Here is a 12050-nt window from a genome sequence, read left to right as displayed (position 1 = left end):
ACTTTAAGGAAACCGCCGTACACGTAAGTACATACGGTGGTGTGAGAGGACGACAAAGTCAAGGTTTAAACTTAACTTTGTCTCCTACTTTAATTTGTTTTTATCTAAATGTATTTTTAGAAATTAATTCTATTTTACTAGCGTACTACCAATAAGAAATTAGTTATAAATTGTATGAATCATATCAAAATACTTGAGAAATAGTGGAATGTTGAAGAACTAATTTTAACTTGTTTTACATATAATAGAATGCTACTATTATAATGATAAGAGAATTAATAGTCTGAAAATGAATTTTATAAGTTTAAAATTACATAAAAATCAATGTTATGATTTTATGGGCTAAAGGAAAAAAGTTCAATATTTAAAAAAAAAATAGTCTTAAGTTATTGTAACAAATTTTAACCTTTATTATTTTGAGAAAATCCTATCATCATGTGATTATATTTGGTTATTATATTTTTTTTTAAGGACTTATTTTTGATTTATTAAAAATTTAATTTGCTTGTAATGATTTAAACAATACTATTTAAACTTTTGTTTTAGTACAGTACAATACTTAGATAGAATAAATTACTAACCTTAAATTATCAATTTATGAAAAATTATTTATTTCGAAGATTTCTCTTATTAGGAATTTTCATGGTTTGTGGTATTATGAAAGCGCAAACGATTACTGGGATAGTATCCGAAGCTTATGGTCCATTACCAGGAGCAAGCGTTTTAATTAAAGGAACAACTATTGGTGCACAAACAGATTTAGATGGAAAGTTTCAAATAAGTGGTGTTACAAATGATGCGGTATTAATATTCTCCTACATTGGATATATTAGTCAAGAAGTTTCTGTAAAAGGTCAAAAAACAATAAACGTTACATTGAAAGAAAATGCCCAAGCTCTCGATGAAGTAATTATCGTAGCGTATGGAACTTCAAGAAAGAAGGATGTAACGGGAGCAGTAGCAACTATTAAAGCAGAATCTTTAACTAGTTCGCCTAAATACTACTATAGAACAGGCTTTACAAGGTAAAACAGCAGGAGTGCAAGTGACGCAAAATTCAGGAGCACCAGGTTCATCTGTTTCAGTTAATATTAGAGGAGTAGGTTCTTTTGGAAACACAAAACCTTTATATATTGTTGATGGTTTTCCTACACAAGATATTTCTTTTTTAAATTCTAATGATATAGAATCAATTTCAGTATTAAAAGACGCTTCAGCAACTGCATTATATGGTCTTAGAGCTAGTAATGGTGTCGTTATTGTTGAAACTAAAGGAGGCACTAAAAATAAAATGATAGTTTCTGTAGATACTTATACAGGTGTTGCAAGCAGACCAAAGAAAATCGATTTGCTAAACGCTCAGGAATTTGCAACGTATGCATCACAAATTGGGACTTCTCAAGGTAAAGCAATACTTCCGGAGTGGAATAATCCAACTGCTTTACGCTCAGTAGACTGGCAAGACTACGCCTTCAATAGTGCTATCAGTAAAAGTTTAAATGTTAGTGTACGTGGTGGTGGTGAAGATATTCGTGCAGCCTTTACCGCTGGTGTTTTAGATCAAGACGGAGTAGTTATTGGATCTTCTTATAAAAGGTATAACGTAGGACTTAGCATTGATGCTGATGTATCTAAAAAGCTAAAAGTTCGCACTGATTTAAAATATGTTTTTAGTAAAAAATTTCAAAATTTAAGCCCAGGATATTATAATTTATTGAAAGTTTTCGCTAACGTACCCTATCTAGCTGGTTCTCCTGGGATAGATGTTCCTTATGATGGAATGGGGAATTTTGGAACTTTTACACCTACTGAATTATTAGCTCCTAGCTCTAATGCTTTAGGTAGTGCTTTGCGTTCAGATAATGATAATGACAGCAATGTTGTGCTTGGAAATTTTGGAGTAGATTATATTATTGTACCAGGTTTAACGGCAAAAACAAATATAAGTATTAGTTCAAAAAATTATGCTGGATGGGGTTTTACACCATCTTATTTTAGTTCAGTTTATGACAGAAATCCAACTGCTTCTTATAACATTTCTCAAAATACTTCTAATGAGTATATTGCTGAAGGTTTCTTAGATTATAGTAATCAATTTGCAAAGCATAGTATTGGAATTTTAGGTGGAGTTTCTGCTCAACAAAATGCATTTAAATTAGTTTATGTGAATGGTCGTGGATTCTTAAATAACGAAATTCGCGATATGAATCAAGCTCAGAATATTACTGAGACAAGAGGTACCTCAGGAACTAGTACGCTAGCAAGTACATTTGCAAGAGTAAACTATAATTACGATAGTAAATATTACGTAACGGCAACAATTCGTCGTGATGGTGTAGGTGATCGTTTTGCAGAGCAAAATCTATATGGTGTATTTCCTTCTGTAGGTGGTGGATGGAATGTAGACGAAGAGGATTTTATGAAAGAAACTCCTTTTGACGTTTTTAAATTACGCGCCAGTTGGGGAGAGACTGGAAACGGTTTAGGAATTGAAGCTTTTCAATATTTGGCAAATTATAATAATGGTAGCAGTAGCAATGATGCTGGTTACGTTTTTGGAGGTGCTTTAGTGCCAGGTTTAGCACCAGTTTCATTAGCTAATCCTGATTTAAAGTGGGAGACGCAAATCCAAACTAATTTCGGTATTGATATTGAGATGCTAAACAAAAGATTATATTTAACAGCTGATTATTTTAATAAAGAATCGTCAGAATTTTTGTTCCAGCAATCAATTCCTTCGCAAACTGGCTTTTCAACTAAATCTGTAAATGGTGGAAATATAACTAATAAAGGTTTTGAAATGATCCTTGGATATAGAAAAATAACGGGTGATTTTACTTGGGATGTATCTGCTAATTTTACTACTATTAAAAATAACATTGAATCATTAGTAGGTACTAATCCTTATGTGCTTTTTGATACGGATTATGCTCCTTCATTTGTAGACAACTGGCAGGGTATTACTCGTTCTTATATAGGCGGTAATGTAGGGACTTTCTATGGATATAGAACAGATGGAATTTTTCAAAGTAAAGCTGAAATTGATGCTTTGAATGCTAAAGCATCAGGTGGAGCATATCAATTGTCAGAAACAGCAGCTGGAGATCGCAAATTTAGAGATCTAGATGGAGATCAAAAGATAACACCAGCAGATAGAGAAGTAATAGGAAGTCCATTTCCTGATTTTTATGGTGGTCTTAATTTAAATACACAATACAAAGGATTTGATTTAGGTATTGATATTTATGGAAGTTATGGTAATGACATTTTAAATTTTGCTCGTGTCGAATTAGAAACATTAGGAGGGTATGGATTAACAAATGCTTACAGTAACATTAGTCAGAATTACAGAAATAATGCATGGACACCTGAGAATAAATCTAATACATACTCTCGCGCAGTAATCGCAGACGTTAATAAAAATAATCGTGTCTCTGATCATTATGTTGAAGATGGTTCTTTTTTACGCTTGCGCAACATTAAACTAGGATATAATTTCCCAAGTAATTTAATTGATAACTTAGGGATGACATCTGCAAAAGTTTATGTGAGTGCGCAAAATTTAATTACACTTACAAAATATACCGGTTGGGATCCTGAAATAGGTGAGGTGAGTGATTTTAGTGGAAAATCAGGTGTACAGTCTAGAGGTATTGATACGGGTGCTTATCCAGTATCAAAATCTTCTACACTAGGAGTTAATTTACAATTTTAAAAAAAAAATAATTATGAAAATAAATATTAAAAACAGCAATTTAGGCTCGATAGGACTATTGCTCACTGCAGTTTTTGTGATAGGATGTTCAGATGAATATTTAATCGATAAAAAACTAGACGGTATAACTGATGCTACTGTATATGGTTCAAAGGAAACGATAGTTGCGGTGGTCAATGGAGTATATGATACTTTTCAATCAGATCAAGATGAGGTTATCATTAAGGGAATTTTTTACCCCCAAAATTTTTTAACGCAAGATTATTTAAATGTCGGAGCAGATGACTTCTTTCAAACATTTAAAATCCCCACTGTTTTTGGTGCTTTTAACAAAATGTGGATACAAAACTACAAAGGTATTGGAAGAGCAAACACAGCACTAGTAAATATTGAACCAGCTATTAAAGCTGGTAAAATAGAAGCTGAGTTAGGAAATAGATTGAAAGGTGAGTGCTATGTAATTAGAGGAATGTTATACTCTATGCTAGCGACAAACTTTGCTGGTGTACCAATTGTTTTGCTACCACCTGGCGGTAATGTAGATGCTTTTGCTCCTAGAAACACACAAAATCAAGTTTTTGAACAAGTTGTTTTAGATATGCAAGAGGCAGTAAAGGTGTTGCCTTGGGAATATGACGCTGCTAATAAAGGTCGTGTGACTAAAGGTACTGCTTATGCGTATATGGGAAATGCTTATATGTGGCTGAAACAATACGACAAAGCGATTGAAGCCTACAAAGCAATGGAAGGATACTATCAATTAGAGCCTAATTTCCTTGATGTTTTTGCTTATAAAAATAAAAATGGGAAAGAATCTATTTTTGAAATCCAGATGTATGATCAAAGCGGAGATTTAAGTTGGGGAAGAAACGATAACGTTTCTAATATTCAATCGTTTAATATGCCAAATGAGATTAATGGTGGAGGTTATGCGGCTGCTTCCAAAACTTATTATGATTCATTTGAACCTGTGATTTGAGAAAAAGAGCTTCTGTCATTGGTCCTGGAGATGAACATCCAGATCCTTTAATCAAAATTCCTGAATATCCTAAAGTTAAATCTAATTATGGGGGCATCAATACTGTAGGTACAATAAGTAAACCATGGATGGGAGCAGATGGTTTACCAGGAAGACAAGGTTATTATAATGTAAAAACTTGGAGAAATCCCAATACTAATGGATGGGGTGGACCTAACATTTTTAGTGGAGCTAATATTATATTAATGCGTTATGCTGAAGTACGCTTAAGTTTAGCTGAAGCATACTTTAGAGCAGGTAATATTGCAAAATCAACTGAAGTTATTAAGGAAGTAAGGTTAAGAGCTGGCTTAAGGACGATGCCATCTGGCGCACTGATTGACATCATTATGTCTGAATACCGTCATGAATTATCAGGAGAATTCTCTTTATGGGGGCTTTTAAGAAGAACAGGAGAGCATGTTCGTTATGTCAAGGAAAAATATAACGTGACTATTCCTACAGGAAAAGATTTAATGCCAATTCCACAAGTGCAAAGGGATTTAAATCCAAATTTAGAACAAAATGAAGCGTATAAATAATCACAAGATTTAAAAAATACAAAAAAGAGATTGTCTTACAATAGTAAGACAATCCCTTTTTTTTTGTCCAAAAATTCTCTTTTTGTACTTACAATAATTTTTACTAAACGTTAAATAAAATTTAACACAAGGGTTTGATAAAATAGTACCATTGATAACCAAAATCATAGGTTATTTTTACAATTCGCTATTTTATGCAATTATGAATTGTACTGAAAATTAGCTTTAAAAATCTGATAACAATAATAAAAAGTGATTCTAATTATGCTAAACCAAAAAAAAATCATACTTTACTTACTTACTTTTTTTATTTATATTCTTAGGATGTTCAACCATGAAAATGTATAAAAGGGAAGGAAATTCAGTTACTTATCCTGTAAATAACGGCTTATTACAAGTTGTAGTTTGTAATGAAAACATCATGCAAGTAAAGTATACAACTGCAAAAACTTTTGATACTAAAAAGAGTTTGTTTTTAGAAGATAATGCATTCACAAACACACCATATACGGTGAATGAAAATCCTATAGAAATTGTAATTGCCACTAACAAATTAAAAGCTAAAATTGATAAGAAAACGGGAGGAATTACCTTTTATGACAAAGAGGGTAAAGTAATATTAAAAGAAGTTGTCGAAAATGGTAGGTCTCAGGAAACTTTGCCACAGACTGGAACGGACAAAAAATAGTAGAAAATCCTATAGGTAGCCACTATGGAATGGTTTTCCAAAAAATAGAATTGCTAACCCAGTAATCTTAAAATGGTAGTAGAAAATGAAAATAATTACAAAAATAACTTTTATTGTATGTTTAATATCGTTTTTTAACGATGTATATGCTCAGATTCCGGTCAGTAAAAAGGAATTAAATAGTGGCAATGATATTTTGCGTTTCGCTATTGTAAGTGACAGAACTGGTGGCATGGAAACAGGTATTTTTGACAAAGCCGTAGATAAATTAAACTTAATGCAGCCTGAATTTGTAATTTCTGTTGGTGATTTAATTGACGGTTATACTGAAGATCCAAAAATATGGAACGCGCAATGGGACGAATTTGATGCGATGATCAATCGCTTGGAAATGCCTTTTTATTACGTTCCAGGAAATCACGATGTAAGTAATGAATCGTTGACTGAGGTGTGGCGAAAAAGACATGGAAGAGACTATTATTCCTTTATTTACAAAGAGGTGCTTTTTATCGCATTGAATACTGATGAGATTAAAGATGGTGGCATGAGTGATACTCAAGTAGATTATGTTATAAATACACTCAAAGATAATCAACAGGTAAAATGGACACTTTTTTTTATGCATCGTCCACTTTGGTCTTATTCAGAAAAAGCAGGTTATGGAGCAATTGAAAGAGCGCTTGTTGATAGAAAACATACCGTTTTTTCAGGTCATCATCACAACTATCAATATCAAGTAAAAAATGGAATGGATCATTATGTGCTGGCCACAACTGGCGGCGGAAGCTGGAGACGCGGCGCTGATGTTGGCGAATTTGATCATATTACTTGGGTTACAATAAAGGATAAGGAACCTGAAGTGGCACACATTGACATCAATGCTATTTATGATAAAAATCTTATACCTCCAGAAGATTACGATGCTATTGAAACTTTGAGACGCGGAAATTGGTTAGCTATTGAACCTGTTATTATTGATTCAGAAAGTTTTACCAGCGTCAAAATAAATCTATTGGTTAAAAATGATTTGAATCGAACAATGCTCGTTGCCGGAACACTTCCAGAAAAGAACGGAATTGTTTTTGAACCTCAAATGATATCAGAAAAACTAAATCCTGGTCAGCAAAAAATTATATCTGTAATAGGTAAAAGTGTGTCGGGAGAACCTATCGCCGTTTCAACTGTAAATAACAGTCCTATCCATCTTGAAATTAATGCTGGTTTTACAAGGGATAATAAAAATGACATTAGCTTATCAGCTTCTAAAAGACTTTTTATGGATTGGAAACATCCATTAAAATCTCCTAAATCTAAAATTGTCGTAGATGGCAAAATAGAGGATTGGCCAACTGAAAATTTTATAACTGTCAAGAATCCACAATATTTTCTAGAGGATTGGGACTGGAATGGAGCTGATGATGGCGAATTTGCATTTAATGTAATGGCTGATAAAACGAAACTTTATATTGTAGTAAAATTTGAAGACAACAAAATTATATCCGACACAAAAAATCTAAAGTCTTTACAGGATAAATTTTATATTCATATCAATGGCCAACCAAAATCGACTGATTATTACCAACTAGAATTTGCAAAGGGTGATAAAAGCGATAGCCCATTAATGAGCACCTCAGCTCGACAATTAAAAGGTTTAAAAGCTTCCGTTACTAAAAATAACGAAGTAGAAATATTAGAATTCTCCGTTCCATTAAATAGTATAAACGCTGATCAATCAAGTAATATTAGAGTGAATATAGGAATAATGGATCACGATAGACCAGAGAATACAAAGCCGTCGGTACTTTGGTGGAGACCCGTGTGGAATAGTAATGCATCTTATAAAGAATCTTCACTGTTTTATCGATAACCTAATAATTTATAAGACAGCATTGTCTTCTTTAAAACCATGTAGGCCATATAAGTTTAAAATATAAACCCTAAACATGTTGGCAAAACACATCCTTACAGGACAAGTTTTTTTTGTAGAAACATGGGCATATACGTAACTAAACCAAAATAAATAAATGTGACAATAAATTGTTTTTGTCAGTTAAACTAGAATTTCAGCACTATCTTTTAACGCTTTTTTTAAAATTGTAAATAATCATTTAATTAGTAATACCATAAAGAAAAAATTATCTCTCGTACTTTTTATTCTTATAAGCTTGCAATTTATCTCCGCACAAAAGAAACCTATTGATTACGTAAATGTTTTCACTGGAACTTCTAATTCGCGATGGATGCTTTTTCCAGGTCCAAGTCAACCCTTTGGAATGGTGAAATTGAGTCCAGACAATCAAGGTGATGTGTGGAACGCCGGTTATGAGTATTCAGTCAATAGCATTTCGGGATTTAGTCATTTGCATGGGTACAGTTTATCAGGCGTGAGTTATATGCCCTTTGTAGGTGATTTGCAATTTGGAGAAGAATATTTTAAATTATTTCCTGGTCCAGCCGATGGTCCTTTTGGAAATATGTGGACTGCAGGCTATCGTTCTCGTTATGAAAAATCAAGTGAAAAAGGAAGTCCCGGTTATTATTCTGTGCACTTAACAGACGCTAATGCTACAGTCGAATTGACGGCAACGGATCGTTGCGGAATGATTAGAACCACTTTTCCAAAATCAGATAAAAGCACTTTATTATTAGATTTTAATCCACCAACAGAAGAATCCTCTGAAATTGTAAAAGTTATTTTTAAGCAAGTAAATAAAACTTTAATAGAAGGAGCTATTACGTTCAAGAATAATAATACAGGAGAAACAACCGTTAATTTTCAATCTCGATATAGTAAAGCAATAGCAAGTATTGATAGTTGGCAGTATGAAAAATATACAGGAACACAAACCAATTATGGTACTGATTTTAGAAAAAAAGCTAAGGTCGAAAAAAATGTAAATTCATTTTTGGGCAAAGGACAATGCGGCGTAATTATTCATTTTGATACAGCAGAAGGCGAACAAGTAACCACTTCAACTGGACTTTCATTTGTGAGTATTGAGAATGCAGGTTTAAACTTAAAAACTGAATTGGGCGCATTAGATTATGATTTTGATAAAGTGGTTGCACAATCTAAAGAGACTTGGAATCAGTTGTTAAGTAAAGTAGAATTAAAAGGTAAAGAAGAAGATAAAGCAAAGTTCTATACTAATTTTTACCGCTCCTTTACCGGTAAAAATATGATGAGCGATGTAAACGGTTAATTCCTTGATTTATGCCAAAAAGTACAAACAGTAAAAGCGCCAGCTGATGCTGTTTATAGCAGCGATGCCATGTGGGGAACACAGTGGGATTTAACGCCTTTATGGACATTAGTTGCGCCAAAATACGCGAATTCATTCGCGAATTCATTGATTGAAATACAAAGACATGGCGGTTGGATTCCACAGTCACCCGTTGGGTTAAAATATGCTTTGGTTATGGCTGCGCAGCATCAAAATGCTTTACTGATAAGTGCCTACCAGAAAGGGATCTCGCAATTTGATCCTCATAAAGTATATGAAATGATAAAACACGATTATACAACTCCTGGAATTAATCATCCATGCGGTGGATTTGCAGGAAATATTTATATGAAAGAATATATGGATTATGGCTATGTACCTGATGAAATAGGTGCAACATCGCACACCATGGAATATGCCTTTGATGATTGGTGTCTGTCTGAATTTGCAACTGCTTTAGGTAAAAAGAAAGACGCTAAATACTTTCAAAAGCGTTCTAAGAACTATGAAAATATTTTTGATAAATCTACAGGTTATATCAGAAGAAAACACAAAGATGGTTCTTGGTCTATAGAAAATGATGTGTTTAAAATGGGTACAGAAGGCGGCTGGAATGCACCTGGTTTTATGGAAGGTAGCGCATGGCTTTACACTTGGTTTATTCCGCAAGATTTACCTAATCTAATAAAATTAGTGGGTAAAGAGGAGTTTAATCGCCGTTTAGAAGAAGGTTTTGAAAAAGGTTATGTCGATTTGACCAACCAACCCAATTTACAAGCTCCATTTTTATTTAATTATTCAGGTAAACCTTGGTTAACACAAAAGTATAGCCGAATGGTAGCTAATAAATATTTCAGCACTTCGCCTTATACCGCTTGGCTTAGCGAAGAGGACGAGGGGCAAATGGACGCATTGTATTGCCTTCTTTCGATAGGAATTTTTGAGATGAAAAGTGGTTGTTCAGTGGAACCTTATTATGATTTAAGCAGTCCTGTTTTTGATGAGGTTACCATTAATTTAGACAAAAACTTTTATCCAGGTGGAAAGTTTACTATTTCTGTAGAAAATAATGGGGACGATAATGATTATATTCAATCAGCTACTATCAACGGTAAAAAAGTTAACAATTATCAATTACTTCATAAAGACATTGTAAAAGGTAGCCAGTTAAAAATTGTATTGGGCAATACACCAAACAAAACGAATTAGAAATTGAGATTTTAAAAAATATTAAATCCCGAAATGGAAAGAAATACCAAACAATTCCTGATTCCTGAAAAAAAGAATACTATTGCAAATGTTGCTTATGATATTTATCCAAGTCATCACATTGCTCAAGGCAAAATTGAATCTGGTTACGAATCACTTGCTAATGAACTAATTTCTAAAAAAATTATTATTTTAGATGGTTACATTGGAGTCGATTGGGATGAAATTCGTCACTCATTAGCGAAACAATTTGATAAAGATGAAAAGTCCTATGAATTTATAGACGTCAAAAAATATTTAATAACCGAAATGGAAATCGAAAAAATTATTGAACCATTTTTAGGTGGAGATGATCCTATTTTTGGTTTTAGAACAACACTTTCGCTACAGGATTATTTTGATCTAGAAAATATAAATGATATTGATTTAAATTCAAATATAGACCTTCATATAATCTATGGAACTGGAGCAAGTCAATCTAATATAAAAGGTTTTTTAGTTTATTTTGATCTGCCAAAAAGCGAGATTCAATATAGAATGCGTTTTGGAGGAATTACGAATTTAGGTTTTGCTAATCCAAAAGAAGTAAAACAGATGTACAAGCAGTTTTTCTTTATAGATTGGATTATTTTAAAACAATATTTAGGTATTTTTGATCAGCAGTTAACTGGTACGCATTATAATAGCCGATCATTGCTTCTGCTTGAACCCACCAATGTTTTTCAGCGATAAGTTCATTCTTTTCGGGATCATATTCATACCATAAACCACCGTCTAGGTCGATACCTTCAATGCTAGCATCAGCCATTATAATAGCATATTTAGTAAAATTTTTAATTAAATTTTCATTTGCAGATATCTCAGCGCACTGTTGCAAGAGCCAAGCCGCTTCTATATCGTGACCGTACGAAATAACATCTGGTTTTTCGATCCAGTTTTCGTTAAAAAATAATCGCAAGTGCCCGGAATCTTTATTAATAAAATATTCTTCAATAGTTAGTAAAATACTAACTATGTCATGCTGTAATTTTTCATCTTTCCAGACTTTGTACAAATTGGCGTATGCTTCCACAATATGCAAATGTGTATTCATTGTCTTTTTCTCATTGGCATCTTTATCACTCAATCGCAAATCATCTATTGGTTGCCATTCTCTGGTAAAAGCCTCCAGATAGCCCCCGTTAGTATCGTCAAAACTATGTTTTTGAATATTGGAATATAAACTTTTTGCAATAATTAATGCTTCTTCATTTTGTGAAATTGCGTAATACTCTGATAACCCATAAATTGCAAATGCTAAGGCATAAATTTGATTTTTAGTGTCTTTTGGAGACGTATCAGCGTTGATACTCCAAAACAAACCACCGTACTGAGTATCATAAAAATACTTAGATAAAAATTCGAATGCTCTTGTAGCGGTTTCTTTATGCGCTGTTTTTTTAGTGGTTTGATAGGCAGCAGAGAAAGTCCATAAAATTCGGGCATTTAATACCGAACCTTTTTCTGCTGTAAATAATTGGTTTTCATGGTAATCGATCTGACCTATAAAACCTCCATTAACAGAATCAATAGTTTTTTCCGACCAATAATTTAATATTGAGTCTAGCTCATTTAATAATTCATTTTTAAGTTGGTTTTTTATATCTGACACCAT

General features: G+C 33.0%; 8 protein-coding genes and 1 pseudogene. 8 read left to right on the top strand and 1 reads right to left on the bottom strand.

The window, feature by feature from the left end:
* Positions 1–597: 597 nt before the first annotated feature.
* From RCH18_RS05885 to RCH18_RS05850, 8 genes and pseudogenes are all read left to right on the top strand, one after another.
* Complete coding sequence (locus tag RCH18_RS05885; protein ID WP_326935823.1) at positions 598–1029, top strand: carboxypeptidase-like regulatory domain-containing protein; 432 nt, start codon at positions 598–600, stop codon at positions 1027–1029.
* Between the two features lie 10 nt (positions 1030–1039).
* The gene (locus tag RCH18_RS05880; protein WP_326935822.1) at positions 1040–3715 is read left to right on the top strand and encodes a SusC/RagA family TonB-linked outer membrane protein; all 2676 of its coding nucleotides are present in this window, start codon (positions 1040–1042) and stop codon (positions 3713–3715) included.
* Positions 3716–3728: 13 nt separating this feature from the next.
* Positions 3729–4694 carry a RagB/SusD family nutrient uptake outer membrane protein gene (locus tag RCH18_RS05875; RefSeq protein WP_326935821.1) on the top strand — a complete coding sequence of 322 codons (966 nt, stop codon included), beginning with the start codon at positions 3729–3731 and terminating at the stop codon, positions 4692–4694.
* Positions 4691–5275, top strand: coding sequence for a RagB/SusD family nutrient uptake outer membrane protein (locus RCH18_RS05870; RefSeq protein WP_326935820.1), 585 nt, complete (start codon positions 4691–4693; stop codon positions 5273–5275). Before RCH18_RS05875 ends, RCH18_RS05870 begins: the two co-directional genes overlap by 4 nt.
* A 334-nt stretch (positions 5276–5609) precedes the next feature.
* Positions 5610–5963, top strand: coding sequence for a DUF4968 domain-containing protein (locus RCH18_RS05865; protein WP_326935819.1), 354 nt, complete (start codon positions 5610–5612; stop codon positions 5961–5963).
* Positions 5964–6048: 85 nt separating this feature from the next.
* On the top strand, positions 6049–7830 hold the full coding sequence (locus RCH18_RS05860) for a metallophosphoesterase family protein (protein ID WP_326935818.1): 1782 nt from the start codon (positions 6049–6051) through the stop codon (positions 7828–7830).
* Between the two features lie 298 nt (positions 7831–8128).
* Positions 8129–10396: pseudogene (locus RCH18_RS05855) on the top strand (GH92 family glycosyl hydrolase).
* Positions 10397–10429: 33 nt separating this feature from the next.
* Positions 10430–11128: a hypothetical protein gene (locus RCH18_RS05850; protein ID WP_326935817.1), complete on the top strand. Its 699-nt coding sequence runs from the start codon at positions 10430–10432 to the stop codon at positions 11126–11128.
* Here RCH18_RS05850 and RCH18_RS05845 read toward each other — a convergent pair.
* Positions 11022–12050, bottom strand: coding sequence for an AGE family epimerase/isomerase (locus RCH18_RS05845; RefSeq protein ID WP_326935816.1), 1029 nt, complete (start codon positions 12048–12050; stop codon positions 11022–11024). The two genes, RCH18_RS05850 and RCH18_RS05845, sit on opposite strands and share 107 nt — an antisense overlap.

This window comes from Flavobacterium sp. PL11 (assembly GCF_035985025.1).
Taxonomy (GTDB): Bacteria; Bacteroidota; Bacteroidia; order Flavobacteriales; family Flavobacteriaceae; genus Flavobacterium.
This window is presented reverse-complemented; position numbering and strand designations above follow the sequence as displayed.

Coding starts and splice junctions, on each gene's coding strand:
- RCH18_RS05885 (WP_326935823.1), top strand. CDS start 598: ATGAAAAATTATTTATTTCGAAGATTTCTCTTATTAGGAATTTTCATG.
- RCH18_RS05875 (WP_326935821.1), top strand. CDS start 3,729: ATGAAAATAAATATTAAAAACAGCAATTTAGGCTCGATAGGACTATTG.
- RCH18_RS05865 (WP_326935819.1), top strand. CDS start 5,610: ATGAAAATGTATAAAAGGGAAGGAAATTCAGTTACTTATCCTGTAAAT.
- RCH18_RS05860 (WP_326935818.1), top strand. CDS start 6,049: ATGAAAATAATTACAAAAATAACTTTTATTGTATGTTTAATATCGTTT.
- RCH18_RS05850 (WP_326935817.1), top strand. CDS start 10,430: ATGGAAAGAAATACCAAACAATTCCTGATTCCTGAAAAAAAGAATACT.
- RCH18_RS05845 (WP_326935816.1), bottom strand. CDS start 12,050: ATGGTGTCAGATATAAAAAACCAACTTAAAAATGAATTATTAAATGAG.